This is a genomic window from Mesorhizobium sp. Arg314 (assembly GCF_053714275.1).
Genome location: NZ_JBSKBP010000005.1, coordinates 119,959 through 141,499, shown reverse-complemented (window position 1 = coordinate 141,499; position 21,541 = coordinate 119,959). Strand labels below are relative to the sequence as shown.

Below are 21,541 nucleotides of genomic sequence, written 5' to 3'. Positions count from 1 at the left end.
AACGAAGAGGTGACCAATGACGGAGCTCGACGAGCGCAAGCTCGATCCTGCGGTGGCCCTTTCCTCGCTCGACGAAACGGCGCCGAGGGAACCGCACCGGCTTTTTGCGCTGAAGCACGGCGACTGCTTCGTCGTCGCCGATGGCTATGGCGACATCAGGGGCTCGGGCGATGGTTTTTTCCGCGACGACACGCGCGTGCTGTCCGAATTCCGGCTGACCATCGGCGGCAGGCAGATGTCGTTGCTCGGCGCATCGCTCAGCCAGGACAATGTGCTGTTCACGTCCAACCTGACCAACCTGCCGATCCAAAGCGCCGGCGGCCGCGATATCCCGCAGGGCGCGATCCATATCGAACGGGTCAGGCTGATCTGGCAGGACAGGCTGTTCGAGCGGATCACGCTTTCCAACTACAGCCGCGAGCATTCGACCATCACCGTCTCACTGCATTTCGCCGCCGACTTTCGCGACATGTTCGAAGTGCGCGGCTCGACGCGGGTGAGGCGCGGCACGACGCATGTCGCCAAGACCGACAAGACCTCTGTGCTACTTGGCTATGACGGCCTGGACGGTTTGCCGCGGCTTTCCGCAATCTCCTTTTCGCAGGCGCCCGACCAGTTGAGCGACAATCGCGCCGATTTCCTCATCGCGGTGACCAAGCGCAGTCAAAAAGTGCTCTATATCGAAGTTGGCCCCGAGGTCGCGGGCGCGCCCGACCGCGACCGTTTCCGCGCCGCGGCGGCACGCGCCCGCTTCGGCATGCGCGCCAAGCGCAGGCATGGCGCCACGGTGCACAGCTCCGGCCGCGTCTTCAACGATTGGGTCGAGCGCGCCCGCGCCGATGTGGCTCTGCTCACCACCGAGCTTTCGACCGGGCCTTATCCCTATGCCGGTATCCCATGGTTCTCGACGGCGTTCGGCCGCGACGGCGTGATCTCGAGCCTGCAGATGCTTTGGCTCAATCCCGGACTGGCGCGCGGCGTGCTGGCTTTTCTCGCCGAGCATCAGGCGACCGAGACCTCGCCCTTCAGCGATTCCCAGCCTGGCAAGATCATGCATGAGACGCGCAAGGGCGAGATGGCGGCGCTGCGCGAGCTTCCCTTCGGCCGCTACTACGGCGGCGTCGACACCACGCCGCTCTATATCCATCTCGCCTCGGCCTATGCCGAACGTACCGGCGACATGGCCTTCATCGACAAATTGTGGCCCTCGCTCAAGGCCGCCGCCGAATGGACGGAGGAGGCGAGCCGCGCCACCGGCTTCGTCACCTACCAGCGCGCCGCCGAGTCCGGCCTTGCCAACCAGGGCTGGAAGGACAGCTTCGATTCGGTCTTCCACGCCGACGGGCGCATTCCCAAGGGGCCGATCGCGCTGGTCGAGGTGCAGGGCTATGTCTTTGCCGCCTTCCGTGGCCTGGCGGCACTCGCGCGCCGCCGCGGCGAATTCTCGGACGCCGAGCATTGGGAAAACCGCGCCGAGGAAATGCGGGTCGCGGTGGAACGGGATTTCTGGCTGGACGACATGAATTTCTACGCTTTGGCCATCGATGGCGAGGGCCAGCCATGCAAGGTGCGAACATCAAATGCCGGGCACCTGCTTTTCGTCGGGCTGCCGCAGCCCGAGCGCGCCAGGCTGGTCGCCGACCAGTTGCTGTCGGCCTCCTTCCATTCCGGTTGGGGACTGAGGACGCTTGCCGACGACGCGGTATTTTTCAATCCGATGTCCTATCACAACGGGTCGATCTGGCCGCACGATACTGCGCTTTGCGGCGTGGGCCTCGCGCGTTACGGCGAACGCGACAGCGTGGTGCGGCTGATGAGCGGCACTTTCGAGTCGGCCGTGCATTTCAACATGCGGCTGCCGGAACTGTTTTGCGGCTTTACCCGCGCGCCCGGCGAGGCGCCGATCGCATATCCCGTCGCCTGCCTGCCGCAGGCCTGGTCGGCAGGCTCCACCTTCATGCTGATGCAGGCGTGCCTGGGCCTGGAGATCGATGGCTGGGAAGGCGAATTGCATGTCACGCGCCCAAGGCTGCCGATCGGTATCGACACGCTCACACTCCGGCATCTCTCCGTCGGCGACAAGGCGGTCGACCTCACCTTCCAGCGGGTCGGCGACCGGGTCGTGGCCTTCCTGTCCGACCGGCACGAGGGCCAGGTGCCGCTGATCGTTCGCACTTGAGCAGAGTTCTGCGAGTAGCGATCAACAATCGAAAAATGTCGGAACCGGTTGCCCCGTTTGTGCGTTGCACACTCGATTCGGTTTCCGGTCCGCAGCCGGCAGAACGAAAACAAAAATAGCGGACCGCCGGAGGCAACCTGGCATTCAATGACACAATACGGCATCGACCTCTTGTGGATCCTTATCCTTGCAAGTCTCGGACTTTCCGTTCTCGCGATCTTTATTTCGGTTTCACGGCATCGTCGCTTGCATGCGCGGGCGGCAATCTTGCCGAACGACGATGTTGCGTCCGAGGCCGCCCGAAAGGTGCTGCGCGAATTCGAAAAGAACGGGCAGTCGGTCGACGCGGCTCTCGTCAGCTGGTCGCCGGAGACGCTGCGCAAGATCCTTGCCGAGGATCTGCCGGGCGCGCAGGTCATCGTGGTTTCCAACCGCGAGCCCTACATCCACAACGAGACCAAGGACGGCGATGTCGAACTCGTGGTGCCGGCCAGCGGACTGGTCTCTGCGCTCGAGCCGATCACGCGCGCCTGCGCCGGCACCTGGATTGCCTATGGCGGCGGCAGCGCCGACCGGGCGGTGGTCGACGGGAAAGACCGCGTGCAGGTTCCGCCCGACCATCCTTCCTATACGCTGCGCCGGGTCTGGCTGACCGACGAGGAATATCAGGGCTACTATTTGGGCTTTGCCAATGAGGGTCTGTGGCCGCTTTGCCATATTGCCTTCACCCGGCCGATCTTCCGTGAGTCGGACTGGGAGGCCTATGAGGCCGTCAACCGCAAATTCGCGGAGACGGTGGTTGCCGAGGCGCAAAACGAGCGGCCGATCGTGCTGGTCCAGGACTATCATTTCGCGCTTCTGCCACGCATGATCCGCGAACGCTTGCCTGAAGCGATCGTCATCACCTTCTGGCACATCCCATGGCCGAACTCGGAAGTGTTCAGCATCTGTCCGTGGCGCGAACGCATCCTCGACGGCCTGCTCGGCAGCTCGATCATCGGCTTTCACACCCAGTTCCATGCCAACAACTTCACGGAGAGCGTCGACCGCTTCATGGAGAGTCGGATCGAGCGGGCGGATGCGGCTGTGTCCTATGGTGGGCAGATGACGTTGATTCATGCCTACCCGATCTCGATCGAATGGCCTGTCGAACTGCTGAACAGCCTGCCGCCGGTCGAAGAATGCCGCGCGCGTGTTCGCGAGCGGTTCGGAATTACGGCCGACGCCAAGCTGTGTGTCGGCGTCGAGCGCCTCGACTACACCAAGGGCATTCTCGACCGCTTTCACGCACTGGAGGAGCTGTTCATTCGCCATCCCGAAACGGTCGGCAAGGTGGTCTTCCTGCAGATCGCCGCGCCCAGCCGGGGCACGCTGCCGGCCTACAAGCATCTGTATGAGGAATGTCTGCGCTATGCCGACGACCTCAACGAACGCTACGGCAGCGGGACCTACCAGCCTGTTGTGCTGGTGGCGGAGCATCACGCTCAGAAAGGTGTCTACGAAATCTATCGCGCGGCCGACATCTGCATGGTCACCAGCCTCCATGACGGCATGAATCTTGTCGCCAAGGAATTCGTCGCTTCGCGCGACGACGAGCAGGGTGTGCTGCTGCTCAGCACCTTCGCCGGCGCCTCGCGCGAGTTGCTGGAGGCGCTGATCGTCAATCCTTACGATGCGGCGATGATGAGCGAGGCCATGCTGCAGGCGCTGACCATGGGGCCGGACGAGCAGCACGAACGCATGCGGCGCATGCGCGAGATCGTGCGCGACAATAATGTCTATCGCTGGGCCGGCAGCATGCTGCTGGACGCGGCGCGGCTGAGAAAGCGCGGCGACCTCGACCGGGCCACTGCTTTATACGACCGGCCGACGGGTCCCACCGGCGACAATGTCGTTTCCATCTTCGAACGCAAACAGGCAGTCGGATTCCGATGAACATTCAGGCAGATCTTACCCCGGCGCTTCCCGAAGGTCGCTGGGCGCTTTTCCTCGACATCGACGGGACCTTGCTGGAGCACGCGCCACATCCGGACAGCGTGTCGGTCAGCGACGAGTTGCGGCAATTGCTGGAGAGGGTCGAGCGGCGATTGGACGGGGCGCTCGCTTTCATCACCGGCCGCTCGATCGCGGCCGTGGACCATCTGTTCGATCCCTTGAAGCTGCGGATCGCCGGCCTCTACGGGCTGGAGCACAGGCTTGCGCCAGATGGAAAGATCGAGGCCGCCGACGCACCGGCGGACATGGCGGCACTCGCCGACGAGATCGAATTGGAGCTGGCAAGCAAGGCCGTCTACGTGGAGCGCAAGGGCCCTGTGCTCGCCATCCATACCAGAGCCGCGCCGCAGCTTCTCATGCGTGCAACGGAACTGGTCGAGGCAGCGCTTGGGCGCCTGCCGAAAGGCTACCGCGTGATCGCCGGCAATGCCGGTGTCGAATTGATGCCGCTCGAAGCCGCCAAGGGCGCCGCGATCCGGCGCTTCATGCAGCTCGATCCTTTTACCGGCAGGCGCCCTGTGTTTCTCGGTGACGATACGTCCGACGAGAACGGCTTCGACACGGTCAATGCCGCAGGAGGAATTTCGATCCGCGTGAAGCCGCAGGGTGAGACCACCGCGCGCTTCGCCATCGAAGATGTCGCGAGCGCCATTGCCTGGCTCGAGGCCAATTTCGGGCAGCCGGCAGGCCATGCCTCGAGAGACGATCTCGTCGCCTGACGCTGCAGCCTCAGTTTCTGTCGACTGGCTTAGAGCGCATGCGCGAAACCGTCTCGCGTTCGGCGCGTTTGGAGCGCAGCGGCGGCAGGCCGCGGTCGACGAGATCCATGTCCTCCAGCACCATGTCGCCCATGCGCTTGAACGCGATGTCGAGGGCACCGGCGCGGTGCGCCGAGCGCAGGAAGCCGGGGAGGGCGCGGACAGGGTGCGCCTGCGCCAGCGGCTCCTCCGGGAAGACGTCGCTGGCGGCAACGATATGGCCACTCTTCACCGACGCCATCAGTGCCTCAAAATCGACGACGCCGGCGCGGCTGAGCAGGACGAAGGCTGTGCCCTTGCGCATCCTGGCAAAGGCATCGGCGCCCAGGAAACCCTGGTTCTCGCTGGTGACGGAAGCTACGACGAAGACGAAATCGCTTTGCGATATCACTTCGTCCAGCGAGGCCGGCTCGACGCCGTTGTCGATCAGGATCGACGGCGGCAGCCACGGATCGTAGACCTTCGTGCGGGTGCGAAAGCCGGTCAGCAGGCGGTTGAGCGCGCGGCCGAGATCGCCGAAGCCGATGATGCCGACATCGGCACCCGAGAGCAGCCGCGCGGTCTGGTTGCCGTCGCCGCCCCACAATTCCTTACCCTGGCGGAAGGCGAGGTCGGCGTCGACGATGTTTCTGGCCAGGTTCAGCGCCATGGCAAGGCCGAGCTCGGCGACCGGCTCGGCAAAGACAAGGCCGGTGGTGACGACATGGATGCCGCGCGCAAACAGCGTCTCATAGGGCATGTTGTTGAGGAGGTTGGTCTCGACGTTGAAGATGCAGCGCAGCGCCTTCAGCTTTTCCAGCGTTTCGGCTGAAATCGGCGGCTGGCCGATGATGTAACGCGCCTCGGCCAGCACTTCCGGCTGCAACTCCGCCACGCCTTCAGGCGTTGTCTCGACGATGCGATATTTTTTGCGAAACAGAGCCAGTTGCGGCGGCGTGAAAATCAGGTCGAGCGTGCGCGGTTCGGGCGCGCTGATGACCAGCGGCAAGGCCTTGTCGGACATGTTTTCCTCCCGGGCGCGATTGGATCGCGTCAATCACATTTTTCCAGTCTTACTCCCGATGAAACGATTTACAAGAACGAAAAATCGATTTATCGCTTAGATCGGTGAGGCAAATCGGCTGCCTGCCCTCGGGGAGGAGGTCAATGGCGCAACAGGGAGCCCAGCAGCGGCGGCGTCCGTCGATCCACGACGTGGCAAGCCATGCCGGCGTGTCCGCGGCCACCGTCTCCAAAGTGCTTGCCGGGGTCACCACGGTGAAGCCGGAAAACGCGCAGCGTGTCTTCGATGCGGTCGAGCGTCTGGGCTATCGCGTCGATCCTTTGGCCTCCGACATGCGCAGGGCCAAGCGCCGCATCATCGGCGCCATCATGCCGGAATTCGAAAGCGAGTTCTTCGGTTCGATGGTCACGGAGCTGGAAGGCCTTGCCGAGCAGCGTGGCTACACGCTGGTCGCGGCATCGAGCCGTGAATCGGAGGCGCGCGAGAAGGAGATCCTCGCCCGCATGCATGACTGGCGCGTTGCCGGCGTGGTTCTGGCGCCGGTGCGCGACGAGCATGGGCCGGCGGCCGCCTTCATGAAATCCAACGGCATGACCGGCGTGCTGATAGACCGCGTCTTGTCGGACGACGCCTTCGACACGGTATCGGCCGACAGCGCCGCCGCCAGCGCCGAGGTTGCGCGCATGCTGGTCGGCAAGGGGCACAGCCATATCCTGGTCATCGGCCTTGCCGAGCAGGCGGCGACCGTGCGCGCCCGCCTTGCGGGGTTTCGCGCCCAGGCGCTGGCCCTCAACCCGTCGGTGCGCATCGACGTCATCACCTCGGAAGTCAGCGTCGAGCCGCTCAGGTCCTCGCTTCGCGATTACTTTGCCAGGGGCGAGCGACCGACCGCCGTCTACTCGCTGTTGCTCAAGGGCACGCTTGTCGCGCTGTCCGAATTCCGCCGGCGTGGCTGGCATTGCCCGAACGACATCTCGCTGGTCGGCTTCGACGACGCGGAATGGATGCAGGTGACATGGCCGTCGATCGCGGCCGTGGTGCAGCCGGTACGCCAGATCGCCAGCGAGGCGATGAACCTTCTGTTTCGCAGGGTCGAAGGTGCTGTGGGACCGCCCACGGCGCGGCTCGAGCCCTGCCAGGTGTTGATGCGGGAATCCGTTGGCTCGCCAGGCAGCGGTCCGCATTCCGGGGGAGGAGACCGACAACAGCCCCCATTGTCGTGAACGAAAGCAGTCGCCGGCCCTGGCCGAGGCATCCGGCGCGAAGGATCAACGGAGGATAAATCGATCTACTCTCGCCATGGGCGTTGCGCTTGCGTTTTCCGTCGTCGGCGCCTCGGCAGGGCGGACGCCGATCTCGTCGCCGCCAGGACCAATATGAACGAAGTCGTCAGCCGCATCGTCGGCGGCGGCGACATTGCCGCCGCGGCGGCGCATGAGCAACGAGGCTGAGCCTATGAATACTTTCGGACTGCACACCTTCGCCATCGCTCCGGTCTGGGACCTGTCCCGCATCGAACCGCAGATGGACCGGCTGAAGGAGCTCGGCATCGGCCTGATGGAGATCCCGGTGCTGCGTCCCGAGGAGATCGACACCAAGCGCACGCGCGGCTTCGCCAGTCACTACGGCGTCCAGCTCATTGCGTCGCTGGGCCTGCCGCGCGCGCTCGACGTGGTCGAGCGGCCAGAGGAGGCGCTGGACTTCCTGCAGCCGGCGTTCAAGGTCTGCAACGAGGTCGGCGCCGAGGCGCTGGGCGGCGTCACCTACGGCACGGTCGGCAAGACCACCGGCCGGGCGCCGACGCAAAGGGAGATCGACGGCATGTGCCGCTTCCTCGAACGGGCAGCGAAGTCGGCGAAGTCGCGCAGTCTCAAGCTCGGCATCGAGCCCTGCAACCGCTACGAGACGCATCTGATCAACCGCGGCATCGACGCGGCGCGCATCATCGAACGGGTCGGCGCCGACAACATCTTCATCCATCTCGACACCTATCACATGCATATCGAGGAGGAGAGCTTTGCCTCAGGCTTCGAGGCGGCTGCGCCTTACCTCGGCTATGTGCATGTGTCGGAGGCCAATCGCGGCGTGCCCGGGCGCGGCATGCTCAACTGGGCGGCCTGCATGAAGGCGATCGCCGACGTCGGCTATCAGGGCGCGATCACGCTCGAAAGCATGAACCATGTCGATGTCGACATCGCCGGTGGGCTCGCCGTGTGGCGCCCGGTGGCGGAAGACCCGCGCGACGTCATCGAAGTCGGCCTGCCGTTCCTGCGCGAGGCAGCGAAGAAGGCGGGTCTCACGCTGGGGTGAGCTCATTTCTTCCTTCCCCCCTTGTGGGGGAAGGTGGCCTCGCGAAGCGAGGTCGGATGAGGGGGGTTCCAGGGAACACCAACGTCTCACTCTGCTGGAACACCCCTCATCCGTCTCGGCGCTGTCGCGCCGATCCACCTTCTCCCACAAGGGGAGAAGGAAGAATCAGAACGGGTAGTGCTGTCCGGGATCCTCGATCGTCACCCAGCGCAGGTCGGTGAATTCGGCGATCGAGGCCTTGCCGCCGAAGCGGCCGTAACCCGAGCCCTTGACGCCGCCGAACGGCATCTGCGCCTCGTCGCCGACGGTCGGGCCGTTGATGTGGCAGATGCCGGCCTGGATGCGCGCGGCGACAGCCATGGCGCGACGGATGTCGCGGCTGAAGACGGCGGAGGAAAGGCCGTATTCGGTGTCGTTGGCGACTCGCACCGCTTCTTCCTCGCCCTTGACGCGGATCACCGGCTTCACCGGGCCGAAGGATTCTTCCGCGTAGACGCGCATCGCCGGTGTCACGTGGTCGAGCAGTGTCGCTTCCACAACTGTACCGCTGCGCTTGCCCCCCGCGACAAGCTTTGCACCCTTGGCGACGGCATCAGCGACGAGTTCCTCCATCTTGTCGGCGGCCTGGCTGCTGATCAGCGAGCCGAGCACGACGTGGCCGCGCGGGTCGCCAGCCGGAAGCTTGGAGGCGCGCGCGGCGAGCTTGGCGACGAATTCATCGGCGATCCCTTCATCGACGATCAGGCGTTCGGTCGACATGCAGATCTGGCCTTGGTGCATGAAGGCGCCGAAGGTCGCGGCATTCACGGCGGCGTCGATGTCGGCATCGTCCAGCACGACAAGCGGCGCCTTGCCGCCGAGCTCGAGCAGCGCCGGCTTGAGGTGCCTTCCGGAAAGCTCGGCGATGATGCGGCCGACCTTGGTCGAGCCGGTGAAGTTGACGCGCTTCACCGCCGGATGCGCGATCAGCGCCTCGACGATGCCGGCCGCGTCCTTCGGGTCATTGGTGACGACATTGACGACGCCCTTGGGCAGGCCGGCCTCGACCAGCACCTGGCCGATCAGGCGATGCGTGCCGGGGCACATTTCGGACGCTTTCAAGACCACGGTGTTGCCGCAGGCGAGCGGCATTGCGAGCGCGCGGGTGCCGAGGATGACCGGCGCATTCCACGGCGCGATGCCGAGGCAGACGCCGGCCGGCTGACGGATCGCCATGGCCAGCGTGCCGGGCTTGTCCGAGGGGATGACCTCGCCAGAGATCTGGGTCGTCATGGCGGCTGCCTCGCGCAGCATGTTGGACGCCAGCATGACATTGAAGCCGGCCCAGGGGCCCGTGGCGCCGGTCTCTTCCATCATCAGCCGGGTGAACTCGCCGACCTTGGAGGCCATGATTTCGGCTGCCTTGGAAAGCAGGGCGCGGCGCTCGCCGGGACCGGTCTTCGACCAGGCATCGAAGGCAGCGGCCGCAGCATCGACCGCGGCGTTGGCGTCGGCGATGCTTGCGGCGGCGGCGCGCGTCGCCAGCTTACCGGTGAACGGGTCCAGGCGCTCATAGGAAGCCTTGCCGGTCGCTGCCCGCTCGTCGCCGTCGATCAGAAGTCCGATGTCCATTGGTCTCTCCTTCGCCTATTTCAGTTTGACCATGATCTTTTTTGCGTTCGCTGACCTTCGGTTCGGGATCATGGTCTAAAAACCCAGCACTTCGGCGTTTATAGATGCTTCGAGACCACCGTCGACGGGCACGTTGGCGCCGTTGATCCAACGCGCGCCGTCGGAGCACAGGAACAGCACGGCGGGCGCGATGTCGCCGGAGGTCCCGGCGCGTCCGACCCGGGCGATATCGCTGTCGACGCGGGCGTCGCCGAGCACGGTGCGGAACTGTTTCAGGATCGGCGTCTCGACCGGACCGGGGCTCACCGCGTTGACGCGAATGCCGCGGCTCCTGAACAGCTCCTGATGCGCGGCGCGGAATGTCCACAGAAGCAGCAATTCCTTCGAGACCGGATAGCCTTCCTCGTTCTTCACCGCGTGGTCTGCAATCACCTTGGCAATGTCTGGAAAACCCTCGACGCTGACCATCGAGGCGGCGCGGTTGAGGTTGGCGCGCCAGCCATAGCCGGCGATCGAGGCGACGTTGACGATGGCGCCGCCCTCGCGAAGCCTTGGCGCCAGCGCTTCGGAAAGCGCGCGCAGGCCATAGAAGTTGACGGCAAGCGTCGGCGCGGCACCGGTGTTGCCGGAGAGGCCGGCGACGTTGCAGAGCGCGTCGACGCGCTGCGGGAGCCGCGCGACGAGATCATCGACGCCGGCCTTGGACGAGATGTCGGCCTGGACGAAGACGCCCTGGTGGCTGGCCGGCTCGCGCACGTCGACGCCGATCACGTCGGCGCCGAACTGGCCCGCCAATTCCGCGGTGCGGGCGCCGATGCCCGAGGCGACGCCGGTGATGAGGATCGTCTTGCCGAACAGCATGCTCATGCCTTCTCCCGATGTGTCGTTGTCTGTGTCGGCGCAGTTGTGTCGGTGGCAGGGTCTGCTGCGCCAATAGCGGGAAGCCTGACGCGGTAGCCGACAGACAGCAGCCGCCAACCGAAGCGCTCCTCGAGTGTTCCCCATAGGCCGCGCGGCAGGAGCAGCGAGAAGACGAGCGCCGTTGCGCCGAGCCCGATCAGGTACCAGACGCCGGTGCCGCCGAACCAGGTCTCGATGAGGAAGAAGAGCAGCGAGCCGATGATGGCGCCTTCGAAGGTGCCGATGCCGCCGACCAGCACCATGAAGATCATGTAGGCGGTCCACTGCACGTTGAAATAGGTTTTTGGTTGGAAGGTGATGGCGGTCGCCAGCCACAGCGCGCCGGCAACGCCAATGCCGAAGGCGGCAAGCACGAAGAGCAGTCGCTTGGTGCCGGTGACGCGCACGCCGACGGAGGCGGCGGCATCCTCATTGTCGCGGATGGCGCGGATGGCAGCACCGGTGCTGCCGCGCAGCAGGCCGAACAGGATCGCGAGCAACGCCGCCATCGAGGCCAGTGCCAGCCAGTAGATCGTCAGTCTGCGCGTCGATGCGTCGTAGACGTTGAGCGCAATCAGCGACGTGCCGGTCTCGCCCTGGATCAGCCGGTCGAGATTGACGAGAAGGTGCGTAAGCGCCGCGATCACCCACATGCCGATGGCGAACTCGCCATTCTTCAGGCGCAGCATGAACAGCGAGATCGGCCACGACACCACGCCGACGATGATCGCCGACACAAACAGCGAGACGAACGGGTTCATGCCGGCATTGGCAAGCCGGATGGCGAAGTAGGCGCCGAGGCCGAAGAACACCTGCTGGCCGACCGACACCAGCCCGCCGAAGCCGGCGAGCGCGTTCCACATCGCGGCGAGGATCACATAGATGAACAGCGCGGTCATGCGGTCGACCGCGCCGGCGGACAGGAACTGCGGCGCGATGGCGAGCAGCAGGATGATGCCAACTACTCCGATGCCGGCGATGCGCGAGGCGGCGGTGCCGCGCTCTATGACGGGCGAGGCGACGCTCATGATGGCTTCCCCGTGGAGAGACGCAGCAAGTCACGCAGGCCGAGGCCGGAGGTGTGGAGCCGGATGAACAAAACGATTAGGAAAGCGACATGGCCGCCAATGAGAAAACCTTGCGGGTGTATCTCGGCGCCGAGCGTCTGGGCGAGCGCCAGAACGATGCCGCCGATCAGCGTGCCCCAGAGCGAGCCGGCGCCGCCGATGACGGCCGCCTCGAAGGCGAACAGAAGTTGCGTGGCGCCGGCATAGGGATCGAAGGTCGCGCGCATGCCGAGGAAGGCGCCGGCGAGACCGACCGTCACCATGGCGATGGCCGCGGCGACGGCGTTGGCGCGGCGCGCATCGACGCCGACGAGACCAGCCGTGTCAGGGTCTTCCGAGGTGGCACGGATCGAGCGGCCGAGCCCGGTGCGGGTGAGGAAGAGCTGCAGCCCGCCGAGCAGGACGACGGCGGCAACGAAGATGATCACCGCGAGCTTGCCGACATAGATGCTGCCTGGCCATTCCCAGGAATCGTAGGACAGGTTGCCGATGAAGGGCGCCAGCGAGCGGGTGTCAGCGCCGAACTGCTCGAAGAGCACATTGTCGATGACGATGGCGAGACCGAAGGTGGTGAGGATCGGCAGCAGCGCGCCGCCGCGCGCGCTGCGCTCGAGCAGGAAGCGCTGCAAGGCCCAGCCGATCACCGCCATCAGCGGCAGGACAGCAAGCAGGCCGAGGAAAGGCGGGATGTGAAAGCGCGAGGCAAGCAGCCAGAGCGCGAAGGCCGACAGCACGGCAAGGCTGCCATGCGCCAGGTTGATGATGCGCATCACCGAAAACATGAAGGAGAGGCCGCAGGCGATCAGCGCATAATAGCCGCCAAGCAGGATGCCCTGGAGGATCTGATTGCTCACGCCGGCACGCCTCCGGCGCCTTTCCGGTGCAGGCCGAAATAGGCCTTGGTCACCTCGTCGCGTGAAATCTCCTTGCTGCCGCCAGCGAACACGATCCGGCCTTCCAGCATGCAGATGATCTTGTTGGAAACGGAGAGCGCACGGTTGAGGTCCTGTTCGACGAGGACGATCGTCGTGCCGGAACTGATCAACCCGTGCAGCGAGGCATAGACGCGGTCGACAACCAGCGGCGACAGGCCGAGCGAGACTTCGTCGAGGAGGAGCAGGTCGGGATTGCTCATCAGCGCCCGGCCGATCGCGGTCGCTTGCTGCTCGCCGCCCGAGAGATGCCCGGCCTTGGCGTGGCGGCGTGGCTTGAGGTTGGGGAAGGTGTCGAGCACGCGCTCGACGCTCCACTCGCCCGGTCGCCCGGCGGTGCGGCCAAGCAGGAGATTCTCCTCGACTGTCATCTGCACGAAAAGCCGTCGGCCCTCGGGCACCAACGCCATGCCCTTGCGGACACGTTCATGCGAAGGCACGCCGGAAAGGTCGTCGCCGTCGAAGACCACGCGGCCGGAAGCGGCCTGGTGCGCGCCGGCGATTGCCCTGAGCAGTGTCGTCTTCCCCGCGCCGTTGGCGCCGACCAACGCCAGCGTCTCGCCGCGCTCGATGCTGAAGCTGACGCCGCGCACCGCCTGCAGCAAGCCATGCCGGACAACCAGATCTTCGACCGACAGCAGGCTCATTTCGGGCCTCCGCCGAGATAGGCGCCGATCACTTGCGGGTCGGCCATGACCTGTTGCGGCTCGCCGTCGGCGATGATCTTGCCGGCATCCATGCAGATAAGGCGCTCGGCCACCTGCAGCAGGATGTGGACGATATGCTCGATCCAGACGATGCCGATCTTGCGGCGGCGCAATTCGCGGATGGTCTCGACAAGCTCGCCGGCCTCGCCATCGGTCAGGCCGCCGCCGATCTCATCCAGCAGAAGCAGTGTCGGTTTTGCCGCCAGCGCACGCGCCAGTTCCAGCCGCTTGCGGTCGAGCAGTCCGAGCGTCTCGGCGCGGCGGTTGGCGACGCCCAGCATGCCGCAGAGCTTCAGCGAGCCGAGCGCTTCCTCGTAAGCCTCGTCGCGGCCGAGCCCGGCGCCATGTGACGCGGCGACGAAGACATTCTCGAAAGCGGTCATGCCGCCGAAAGGTTTCGGCACCTGGTGGGTGCGCACCAGACCCAGCCGGCAGCGCTGCGTGGCCGGCAGCGCCGTCACGTCATCGCCCTTGAAAGCAATCGTTCCGGCGCTCGGCGGATAGGCGCCTGAGAGCACGCTGAGCAGCGTGGTCTTGCCGGCGCCGTTGGGGCCGACGATGCCGACCGCCTCTTCGGCGCCCATGGCGAAGTCGATGTCGTCCAGCACCACAAGCGCGCCGAAGCGTTTGTGGATGCCGGCGGCGCTGAGGATCGCACCGTTGGGCATAGCGTTCACGATGCGGTCCTCACGCGTTCGAAAGATCAGCCGTTATACGGCTGGAGCTTGGCCTCGACCGGCACTTTCGGGTCGGTGGCGTTCTCGGTCACGACATAGTCGAGCGGGAATTTGCTGCCTTCCTTGGCAGCGACCCATTGCGTGCCGATGATCGGGCCGGGCGAGACATTGGCGACCGGGCCGCTGGTGAAGTCGACCTTGCCGATCATGGTTTCGGTCTTCAGCGTGCTCAGCGCCTTGGCGACCGCCGCCTTGTCCTTGGCGTTGACGCTCGCCTTCAAGGCTTCGAAGCCGGCGTCGAGCAGCGACATCGAGGCGCCGAGCTGCTGCGTCCACTGCTTGCCGCTTGTCCTCTCATAGCCATCGGCAAGCTCAACCCCAGAAACGCCGGTCAGCGGCGACTTGTAGGGGAAGGCCTTGTGCCAATAGGCGGCGCTCGAAATCTTCATGCCGAGGTCGCCGAGCGCCTCGATGTCGGAGGGGAACAAGCCGGTCTTGGCCACCTGGGCGATCTTGATCTGCCGGGTCAGGCCCTGCTGCGCGGCCTGACGCCAGAAGGCGGCGAAGTCGGGCGGGATCGGGAAGGAGTTGAAGATCTCGACGCCTTCCTGCTTGAACAGCGCGATCTGCGAGGAATAGTCGGTGGTGCCGGTCTCGTAGGCGCCGGGATCGACGATGGTGAAGCCCTGCTTGGCGAGCAGCGGCGCAAGGTTTGCGCGGATGGCATTGCCGTCGGCGTCGTTGGGATACATGACGCCGACCTTCTTGTTGGTCTCGATCAGGTTCCACTGCGAGATATAGGTCTTGAAGAACTCGCCGACACCGAAGCCGAAATGATAGGTCCATTTGAAAGGCGAGGGGGCGCCCGGCTTGGCGCCGCGGCCGAAATACCAGGCCTCCCATGGCATCACCGTCGACAGGCAAGGTACGCCGGCCGCCTCGCAGGCGTCCGCCACCGGGTTGATGACCTCCGGTGTGGAGACCGCGAGCATTAGGTCGATGCCCTGGTTGTTGATCAGGTCCTTGGCGAGCTGGCCGGCGCGTGACGGATCCGACTGGGTGTCCTGATCGATGATCTCGACGCTGTATTTCTTGCCGCCGAGCTCGATGCCATTGGCCAGAGCCTTGCGGGCAAGATCGAGCACATAGCCGTCGGTCTCGCCGAAACCGGCGAGCGGGCCGGTGCGTGGGCTGACGAAGCCGACCTTGAGCGTGTCGGGGGCCTGCGCAAAGGCCTTGCCGCGGCCGAATGCGACCGCTGCGCCGCCGGCCACCGAAGTGGCGATGAACTGGCGTCGTGAAATGCCCGATATGACGGGTTTGGTGCCGATAATGTGAGACATCTGCTCCTCCCTCAGTGGCCGCCCGGCGCGACGGCAAACGGGTCTTCCGTTTGCGGCCGGACGGCACGGCTTTCGATCCTCCGAAGTGACATTGCACTAGCAGTTTGGTTCGGTAAAATGATATTTTACGGTGTTTCATTAACCCCTGGGTTAGCGGAATTCGAACCACTAACCGGACTGTCAGGCGTGGTGCCGTGCTGCCTCGCGGATGGTCTGCAAGAGGATGGTGAAGGCGGGCGAGGGCGCGGTGTCGGTGCGCATGGTCAAGCCCACCGGCCCCTTGGTCTCCTGCGTATCCACGGGCAAGGCGACGAAGGCGCCGCTTGCGATTTCGTTGGCGACGACGCCGGCTGAGATGATCCATACGGCATTGCTTTGGCGCATGAAGGAGCGGCCGAAGGAGTCCGAGACGGTTTCGATCTCCGTAGCCGGCGCGGTCATGCCATTGGTGATGAAGAGACGGTCGACGAAAGGCCGGATAACGGATTCCCGCGTCGGCATCAGGACGGGAAACTCGTCGAGTTGCGCGAAGATGTCTGTCCCCGGCTCTGCCAATGGATGCCCGGCCCGCACGACGAACAGCACCTGTTCGGAATAGAGATGCTCGAAGAAGAAGCCGGTCATGTGCTCGGGCGCCGCGAGCCGGCCGACGACGAGATCGAGCGCGCCGATGCGCAGCTGCTCGAGCAGCACCGCGTTCTCGCCAGTGACGATCTTGAGCGCGGCGCCGGTGTTTTCCCCGAGGAACAGGTTCATTGCGAGCGGCATCACCCGCGCCGATACGGTCGGAAGCGCGCCGATGCGGATCGGGTCGCGATTGAGGGCGCCGTCCTGGCGCACGGAATCGACGCCGCGCTTCAGCGCCGAAATCGCCGAACCGGCATGCCCGAGGAAGATTTCGCCGAGACGCGTGACACGGATGCCGCGCCCGTCGCGCTCGACCACCGCCACGCCGAGCGCCTCCTCCAGCTCACGCAAGGTCTTGGTCACGGCCGGCGCGCTGACATGCAGGAAGTCGGCTGCACGCGCGACGCTGCCCTGCCGCGCGACTTCGAGAAACGCCTGCAAATGGCGGAAGCGGATCCGGCTTTCGGCCATAGTTCGATAACCTCAGAGTTAATGAAACGCCGCAAAATATCATTTTACCGAACCAAACAGCTCGTGCAATGTGGCTTTGGAGGATCGAAATCGTGCCATTCGTCAGCATAGGCGGCGTCACGCTGCATCACCGCCATATCGAGGCGACCGGCGCGTCGCGTCCGATCATCTTCATCAATTCGCTGGGCACCGACTTCCGGATCTGGGACGACGTCGTCGCGAAACTGACGGGCGAAATGCCGATGCTCGTCTATGACAAGCGCGGCCACGGGCTTTCCGATATCGGGAGCGGCGTGCGCTCGATCGACGACCATGTCGATGATCTGGTCGCCCTCATCGATCACCTCGGCTTCGACAAGGTCGTGCTCTTCGGCCTCTCCGTCGGCGGCATGATCGCGCAGCGGCTCTATACCCGCCATCCCAAATGCGTAGAAGCGCTGATCCTCAGCGACACGGCGCATAAGATCGGCACCGCCGAAAGCTGGAAAACGCGCATCGCAACCATCGAGCGCGACGGCATCGAGGCGATTGCCGACGGCGTGCTCAAAGTTTGGTTCACGCCGGAGTTCCATACCAGGCGCGGCGCCGAGCTTGCCGGCTGCCGCAACATGCTGACCAGGCAGGCGCTGCCTGGTTATATCGGCACCTGCATGGCGGTTCGCGATGCCGATTTCACCGACAGCGCGCGGCGCATCGCGGTGCCGACGCTTTGCATCGTCGGCGATCAGGACAGTTCGACGCCGCCTGACCTTGTCCGCTCGCTGGCCGAGCTGATCCCCGGCGCACGCTTCGAAGTGATCCGCAATGCCGGACACATCCCTTGCATCGAGCAGCCCGAAGCGCTCGCCACTTTGATCCGCGATTTCGTCGCCTCGTTGCCTGAGGGAAGGTCTGCTCATGGATGATGTTGCGAAGAACCGCTACCGGACCGGTATCGAGGTCCGCCGCTCGGTGCTCGGCAGTCCGCATGTCGACCGCGCCGAAGATGCCGCGACCGATTTCGACCGACCTTTCCAGCAACTGATCACCGAAGCCGCCTGGGGAACGGTATGGGCGCGGCCCGGCTGGTCGAAACGCGAGCGTTCGATCGTGACGCTGGCGCTGCTTGCAGCGCTCGGCCATGACGAGGAGGTCGCCATGCATGTGCGCGCCACCGCCAATACGGGCGCCTCGCGCGACGACATTTGCGAGGCCTTCCTGCATGTCGCGATCTATGCGGGCGTGCCGGCCGCCAACCGCGCCTTCAAGATCGCCAAGGAGGTGTTCGCACAGATGGACGAAGCCGACCATGGCTGAGCCCGGCTCCAACCGGGCGCCGGAGACCGGCGTCTTCTTCCAGCGCGACCGCCAATGGCACCCGGCGGCGTTCACGCCGGGCTACAAGAGCTCGGTTCTGCGCTCGCCGCAAAAAGCGCTGCTGTCGTTCGACAACACGCTGTCGGAACTCACCGGCCCGGTGTTCGGGCACGCGATGCTCGGCGAGCTCGACAACGACCTGATTCACAACTTCGCCGAGGCCGGCGAGAGCGCCATCGGTGAGCGCATCATCGTCCATGGACGCGTGCTCGACGAGCGCGGCAAGGGCGTGCCCGGCGTCCTGCTCGAATTCTGGCAGGCCAATGCCGGCGGACGCTACCGGCACAAGAAGGACGGCTATCTGGCGCCGCTCGATCCGAATTTCGGCGGCTGCGGCCGCACGATCACCGGTGACGATGGCGGCTATGCCTTTCGCACCGTCAGGCCCGGGCCCTATCCGTGGCCGAACGGCCCGAATGACTGGCGGCCGGCGCATATCCATTTTTCCGTGTTCGGCCACGGCTTCGCGCAGCGGCTGATCACGCAGATGTATTTTGAGGGCGATCCGCTGATCTGGCGCTGTCCGATCGTCGGCGGCATTTCCAACAAGGCCGCGGTCGAGGCGCTGATCGCCGCGCTCGACATGCACTCGACCATTCCGATGGACGCGCTTGCCTACAAGTTCGACATCGTGCTGCGCGGGCGCCGCTCGACGCTGTTCGAGAACCGGCCGGAGGGCAATTGATGGCGCAGTCGCTCGACCGGCTGAAGGAAAGCCCTTCGCAGACCGCCGGACCCTATGGGCATATCGGGCTGACGCCCAATTTCTGCGGCATCGGCGGCGTCTATGCGAGCGACCTCGGCTCGACCATGGTCGACGGTGAGACCAAGGGCGAGCGGATCGAATTGCGCATCCGCGTGCTCGACGGCACCGGCACACCGCTCAAGGATGCGCTCGTCGAGGTCTGGCAGGCGGATGCCGATGGTCTCTACAATTCGCCCGCGGAATTGCGCGGCGCCGCCGACCCGAATTTCTCAGGATGGGGCCGGCAGCCGACCGACATGGAAACCGGGGTCTGCCTGTTCCACACGATCAAGCCGGGCCGCGTGCCATTCCGCGACGGCCGGCTGATGGCGCCGCATATCACGCTGTGGATCGTGGCGCGCGGCATCAATATCGGCCTGCACACCAGGCTTTACTTCTCGGATGAGGAAAAGGCCAACGCCGAGGACCCGATCCTTGCGCGCATCGAACATCGCCAGCGCGTGCCGACGCTGATCGCCGAGCGCCAGGGCGATAGTTACGTTTTCGATGTCCACCTGCAGGGCGAAAAGGAGACGGTCTTCTTCGACAGCTGACCGCAACCGCCATGACCGTTTCGCCCTTCGATCACCCGCTGCTTTCCGGCCTGCTCGGCGACGAAGAGGCGGCAAGGCATTTTTCCGTCGAAGCCGAAATCGCCGCTATGCTCGGTTTCGAGGGGGCACTGGCAGCGGCGGAAGCCGGGTGCGGCGTCATCCCGCGTGATGCCGAGGCGGCGATCGTGAAAGCGCTGGCGTCGTTCCGGCCGGACACGGCGAAGCTGCGGACTGGCGTTACCAAGGATGGCGTCGTGGTGCCGGAACTGGTTCGGCAGATCAAAGTCGCGGTCGGCGTGCCGCACGATGCATACGTCCATTTCGGCGCCACCAGCCAGGATGTCATCGACACTTCGCTGATGCTGCGGCTGCGGCAGGTTATCGACCATATCAGCCTGCTGCTTGGCGAGAACATCGTCCGCCTCACCGGCGTGGAGCTGGAGTTCGGAAACCGTGAGCTCATGGCGATGACGCGCATGCAGCCGGCGATTCCCGTAACCGCGTGTGATCGGATCGTTTCGTGGCGAGCGCCGCTTGAGCGTCACCAGGAACGCTTGAAAGAGCTCTCCGGCCGATTGATGGTGGTGCAGTTCGGCGGTGCCGCCGGCACGCTGGAAAAGCTCGGCGACAAGGCCGCCGCTGTCCGCGCCGCACTTGCCGCGAAGCTCGGTCTTACCGACGCGTCGCAATGGCATAGTCAGCGCGACGCGCTCGCCGAGTTCGCCGGCTGGCTGTCGCTGGTGACCGGTAGCCTCGGCAAGTTCGGGCACGACGTTGCGCTGATGGCGCAGACGGCCTCCGACATCAGGCTGTCCAGCGGTGGCGGCTCGTCGGCCATGCCGCACAAGCAGAACCCGGTGAAGGCCGAAGCGCTGGTGACGCTGGCGCGCTTCAATGCCGTCCAGCTCTCCGGGATGCATCAGGCGCTGGTGCACGAGCAGGAACGGTCGGGTGCGGCCTGGACGCTGGAATGGCTCATCCTGCCGCAAATGGTGGTGGCGACGGCGGCCGCGCTCAGGCTTGCGGCCGAGCTTGCTGCCCAGATTGAAAGTCTTGGACACTGACGCATGTCGCCCAAAAGTGCGCGGTGGTTTCGGGAGAACGACATGTGTGAAGGGATCTAATGCGCACGCAGGTCGCTATCATTGGGTCCGGACCGTCCGGCCTGCTGCTTGGCCAGTTGCTCGCCGGCATCGGCGTCGAGACAATCATCCTCGATCGGTCGAGCCGCGAGCATGTTCTCGGGCGCGTTCGCGCCGGCGTGCTCGAACAGGGCACGGTCGACCTGCTCGGCGAAGCGGGCGCCGCGGATAGATTGCACGCCGAGGGGCTACCGCATTCCGGCATCTCGCTCGCCTTCGACGGGCGACTGCACCGCATCGACCTCACGGCGCTCACCGGCGGCAGGCATGTCACCGTCTACGGGCAGACCGAGGTGACGCACGATCTGATGGATAAGCGCGAGGCGGCGGGACACGTCACCGTCTATGAAACGTCGAATGTCGCGCTGCATGATTTCGGCGGCGCATCGCCCTTCGTCACCTACGACAAGGACGGCGCGACGCATCGCATCGACTGCGACTTCATCGCCGGCTGCGACGGCTACCACGGCGTCAGCCGCCGCTCGGCGCCGGAGGGCGCGCTGAAGACTTTCGAGCGGCAATATCCGTTCGGCTGGCTGGGCGTGCTGGCCGAGGTGCCGCCCGCCGACCCCGAGCTGGTCTATGCCAATCACGAGCGCGGCTTTGCACTCTGCTCGATGCGTTCGCCGCAGCGCAGCCGTTACTATGTGCAGGTTCCCGCCGATGAGCGCGTCGGGGCCTGGTCGGACGAGCGCTTCTGGGATGAGTTGCGCCGTCGGTTACCGCCGCGGACGGCCGCCGCCGTCACCACCGGTCCATCCTTCGAGAAGTCGATCGCGCCGCTGCGCTCCTTCGTCGCCGAGCCGATGCGCTTCGGCCGGCTGTTCCTTGTCGGCGACGCCGCCCACATCGTGCCGCCGACCGGCGCCAAGGGCCTCAATCTCGCTGCCAGCGACGTGCGCTATCTCTTTGCCGGGCTTCGCGAGTTCTTTTCCGACAGATCGCAGGCCGGGCTCGACGCCTACTCAGCCAAGGCGCTGGCGCGTGTCTGGAAAGCGGTGCGCTTCTCCTGGTGGATGACGACGATGCTGCACCGTTTTCCCGAGACGGGCGAATTCGGTCAGCGCATCCAGGAAGCCGAGCTCGATTACCTCGTGCATTCCAAAGCTGCATCGACGGCACTCGCCGAAAACTACGTCGGGCTGCCGTATTGATCTGCGTGAG

The 21,541-nt window shown here is 65.1% G+C and carries 20 protein-coding genes; 11 read left to right on the top strand and 9 right to left on the bottom strand.

Annotation, left to right across the window (positions count from 1 at the left end):
* The first annotated feature begins 16 nt into the window (after positions 1–16).
* The 3 genes from ACWGS9_RS07615 (at position 17) to otsB (ending at position 4,893) form a co-directional block, all read left to right on the top strand.
* Positions 17–2,179, top strand: a complete 2,163-nt coding sequence (locus tag ACWGS9_RS07615) for an amylo-alpha-1,6-glucosidase (RefSeq protein WP_454504660.1) — start codon at positions 17–19, stop codon at positions 2,177–2,179.
* A 147-nt stretch (positions 2,180–2,326) separates the two neighbouring features.
* Positions 2,327–4,114 (top strand): alpha,alpha-trehalose-phosphate synthase (UDP-forming), encoded by a 1,788-nt coding sequence (locus ACWGS9_RS07610; protein WP_454504659.1) that lies wholly within the window; start codon positions 2,327–2,329, stop codon positions 4,112–4,114.
* Positions 4,111–4,893: a trehalose-phosphatase gene (gene otsB, locus ACWGS9_RS07605; RefSeq protein WP_454504658.1), complete on the top strand. Its 783-nt coding sequence runs from the start codon at positions 4,111–4,113 to the stop codon at positions 4,891–4,893. The genes ACWGS9_RS07610 and otsB overlap by 4 nt, the downstream gene beginning before the upstream one ends.
* Positions 4,894–4,903: 10 nt before the next feature.
* Here otsB and ACWGS9_RS07600 read toward each other — a convergent pair whose 3' ends face one another.
* Positions 4,904–5,935, bottom strand: a complete 1,032-nt coding sequence (locus ACWGS9_RS07600) for a hydroxyacid dehydrogenase (RefSeq protein ID WP_454504657.1) — start codon at positions 5,933–5,935, stop codon at positions 4,904–4,906.
* A gap of 143 nt (positions 5,936–6,078) precedes the next feature.
* On the opposite strand from ACWGS9_RS07600, the gene ACWGS9_RS07595 reads away from it, so the two are divergent.
* The gene (locus ACWGS9_RS07595) at positions 6,079–7,158 is read left to right on the top strand and encodes a LacI family DNA-binding transcriptional regulator (RefSeq protein WP_454504656.1); all 1,080 of its coding nucleotides are present in this window, start codon (positions 6,079–6,081) and stop codon (positions 7,156–7,158) included.
* Between the two features lie 232 nt (positions 7,159–7,390).
* Positions 7,391–8,245 (top strand): sugar phosphate isomerase/epimerase family protein, encoded by an 855-nt coding sequence (locus ACWGS9_RS07590; RefSeq protein ID WP_454504655.1) that lies wholly within the window; start codon positions 7,391–7,393, stop codon positions 8,243–8,245.
* Between the two features lie 165 nt (positions 8,246–8,410).
* Here ACWGS9_RS07590 and ACWGS9_RS07585 read toward each other — a convergent pair whose 3' ends face one another.
* From ACWGS9_RS07585 to pcaQ, 8 genes are all read right to left on the bottom strand, one after another.
* On the bottom strand, positions 8,411–9,856 hold the full coding sequence (locus ACWGS9_RS07585) for an aldehyde dehydrogenase (RefSeq protein WP_454504654.1): 1,446 nt from the start codon (positions 9,854–9,856) through the stop codon (positions 8,411–8,413).
* Positions 9,857–9,931: 75 nt separating this feature from the next.
* Entirely contained in the window at positions 9,932–10,717 is a 786-nt protein-coding gene (locus ACWGS9_RS07580; RefSeq protein WP_454504751.1) for a coniferyl-alcohol dehydrogenase, read from the bottom strand.
* 2 nt (positions 10,718–10,719) lie between these two features.
* Positions 10,720–11,784, bottom strand: a complete 1,065-nt coding sequence (locus tag ACWGS9_RS07575; protein ID WP_454504653.1) for a branched-chain amino acid ABC transporter permease — start codon at positions 11,782–11,784, stop codon at positions 10,720–10,722.
* Positions 11,781–12,677, bottom strand: a complete 897-nt coding sequence (locus ACWGS9_RS07570; RefSeq protein ID WP_454504652.1) for a branched-chain amino acid ABC transporter permease — start codon at positions 12,675–12,677, stop codon at positions 11,781–11,783. The genes ACWGS9_RS07575 and ACWGS9_RS07570 overlap by 4 nt, the downstream gene beginning before the upstream one ends.
* A complete protein-coding gene (locus ACWGS9_RS07565) occupies positions 12,674–13,402 on the bottom strand; it encodes an ABC transporter ATP-binding protein (protein WP_454504651.1) in 729 nt (242 codons plus the stop codon). Before ACWGS9_RS07565 ends, ACWGS9_RS07570 begins: the two co-directional genes overlap by 4 nt.
* Positions 13,399–14,130, bottom strand: a complete 732-nt coding sequence (locus ACWGS9_RS07560) for an ABC transporter ATP-binding protein (protein ID WP_320309595.1) — start codon at positions 14,128–14,130, stop codon at positions 13,399–13,401. The genes ACWGS9_RS07565 and ACWGS9_RS07560 overlap by 4 nt, the downstream gene beginning before the upstream one ends.
* A 35-nt stretch (positions 14,131–14,165) precedes the next feature.
* Positions 14,166–15,482, bottom strand: coding sequence for an ABC transporter substrate-binding protein (locus tag ACWGS9_RS07555; RefSeq protein WP_454504650.1), 1,317 nt, complete (start codon positions 15,480–15,482; stop codon positions 14,166–14,168).
* Between the two features lie 180 nt (positions 15,483–15,662).
* Complete coding sequence (gene pcaQ / locus ACWGS9_RS07550) at positions 15,663–16,580, bottom strand: pca operon transcription factor PcaQ (RefSeq protein ID WP_454504649.1); 918 nt, start codon at positions 16,578–16,580, stop codon at positions 15,663–15,665.
* A 92-nt stretch (positions 16,581–16,672) separates the two neighbouring features.
* Here pcaQ and pcaD point away from each other — a divergent pair, with 92 nt between their 5' ends.
* Genes pcaD through pobA form a run of 6 tightly spaced genes read left to right on the top strand, consistent with a single transcriptional unit; the run spans position 16,673 to position 21,531 of the window.
* Entirely contained in the window at positions 16,673–17,485 is an 813-nt protein-coding gene (gene pcaD, locus ACWGS9_RS07545; RefSeq protein ID WP_454504648.1) for a 3-oxoadipate enol-lactonase, read from the top strand.
* On the top strand, positions 17,478–17,876 hold the full coding sequence (pcaC, locus tag ACWGS9_RS07540; protein ID WP_454504647.1) for a 4-carboxymuconolactone decarboxylase: 399 nt from the start codon (positions 17,478–17,480) through the stop codon (positions 17,874–17,876). The genes pcaD and pcaC overlap by 8 nt, the downstream gene beginning before the upstream one ends.
* On the top strand, positions 17,869–18,621 hold the full coding sequence (gene pcaH, locus ACWGS9_RS07535) for a protocatechuate 3,4-dioxygenase subunit beta (RefSeq protein ID WP_454504646.1): 753 nt from the start codon (positions 17,869–17,871) through the stop codon (positions 18,619–18,621). Before pcaC ends, pcaH begins: the two co-directional genes overlap by 8 nt.
* Entirely contained in the window at positions 18,621–19,235 is a 615-nt protein-coding gene (pcaG, locus tag ACWGS9_RS07530) for a protocatechuate 3,4-dioxygenase subunit alpha (RefSeq protein ID WP_454504645.1), read from the top strand. Before pcaH ends, pcaG begins: the two co-directional genes overlap by 1 nt.
* Before the next feature lie 11 nt (positions 19,236–19,246).
* Positions 19,247–20,299 (top strand): 3-carboxy-cis,cis-muconate cycloisomerase, encoded by a 1,053-nt coding sequence (locus ACWGS9_RS07525; RefSeq protein ID WP_454504644.1) that lies wholly within the window; start codon positions 19,247–19,249, stop codon positions 20,297–20,299.
* A 59-nt stretch (positions 20,300–20,358) separates the two neighbouring features.
* Complete coding sequence (gene pobA / locus ACWGS9_RS07520; protein ID WP_454504643.1) at positions 20,359–21,531, top strand: 4-hydroxybenzoate 3-monooxygenase; 1,173 nt, start codon at positions 20,359–20,361, stop codon at positions 21,529–21,531.
* Positions 21,532–21,541 lie beyond the last annotated feature (10 nt).

Excerpts from the sequence above, each read along its gene's own strand:
- ACWGS9_RS07575 (WP_454504653.1), bottom strand. The coding sequence starts at position 11,784 with ATGAGCGTCGCCTCGCCCGTCATAGAGCGCGGCACCGCCGCCTCGCGC.
- ACWGS9_RS07585 (WP_454504654.1), bottom strand. The coding sequence starts at position 9,856 with ATGGACATCGGACTTCTGATCGACGGCGACGAGCGGGCAGCGACCGGC.
- otsB (WP_454504658.1), top strand. The coding sequence starts at position 4,111 with ATGAACATTCAGGCAGATCTTACCCCGGCGCTTCCCGAAGGTCGCTGG.
- ACWGS9_RS07590 (WP_454504655.1), top strand. The coding sequence starts at position 7,391 with ATGAATACTTTCGGACTGCACACCTTCGCCATCGCTCCGGTCTGGGAC.
- ACWGS9_RS07565 (WP_454504651.1), bottom strand. The coding sequence starts at position 13,402 with ATGAGCCTGCTGTCGGTCGAAGATCTGGTTGTCCGGCATGGCTTGCTG.
- pcaQ (WP_454504649.1), bottom strand. The coding sequence starts at position 16,580 with ATGGCCGAAAGCCGGATCCGCTTCCGCCATTTGCAGGCGTTTCTCGAA.
- ACWGS9_RS07525 (WP_454504644.1), top strand. The coding sequence starts at position 19,247 with ATGACCGTTTCGCCCTTCGATCACCCGCTGCTTTCCGGCCTGCTCGGC.
- pcaH (WP_454504646.1), top strand. The coding sequence starts at position 17,869 with ATGGCTGAGCCCGGCTCCAACCGGGCGCCGGAGACCGGCGTCTTCTTC.
- pcaG (WP_454504645.1), top strand. The coding sequence starts at position 18,621 with ATGGCGCAGTCGCTCGACCGGCTGAAGGAAAGCCCTTCGCAGACCGCC.
- ACWGS9_RS07615 (WP_454504660.1), top strand. The coding sequence starts at position 17 with ATGACGGAGCTCGACGAGCGCAAGCTCGATCCTGCGGTGGCCCTTTCC.
- ACWGS9_RS07610 (WP_454504659.1), top strand. The coding sequence starts at position 2,327 with ATGACACAATACGGCATCGACCTCTTGTGGATCCTTATCCTTGCAAGT.
- ACWGS9_RS07595 (WP_454504656.1), top strand. The coding sequence starts at position 6,079 with ATGGCGCAACAGGGAGCCCAGCAGCGGCGGCGTCCGTCGATCCACGAC.
- ACWGS9_RS07580 (WP_454504751.1), bottom strand. The coding sequence starts at position 10,717 with ATGCTGTTCGGCAAGACGATCCTCATCACCGGCGTCGCCTCGGGCATC.
- pobA (WP_454504643.1), top strand. The coding sequence starts at position 20,359 with ATGCGCACGCAGGTCGCTATCATTGGGTCCGGACCGTCCGGCCTGCTG.
- ACWGS9_RS07600 (WP_454504657.1), bottom strand. The coding sequence starts at position 5,935 with ATGTCCGACAAGGCCTTGCCGCTGGTCATCAGCGCGCCCGAACCGCGC.
- ACWGS9_RS07560 (WP_320309595.1), bottom strand. The coding sequence starts at position 14,130 with ATGCCCAACGGTGCGATCCTCAGCGCCGCCGGCATCCACAAACGCTTC.
- ACWGS9_RS07555 (WP_454504650.1), bottom strand. The coding sequence starts at position 15,482 with ATGTCTCACATTATCGGCACCAAACCCGTCATATCGGGCATTTCACGA.
- pcaC (WP_454504647.1), top strand. The coding sequence starts at position 17,478 with ATGGATGATGTTGCGAAGAACCGCTACCGGACCGGTATCGAGGTCCGC.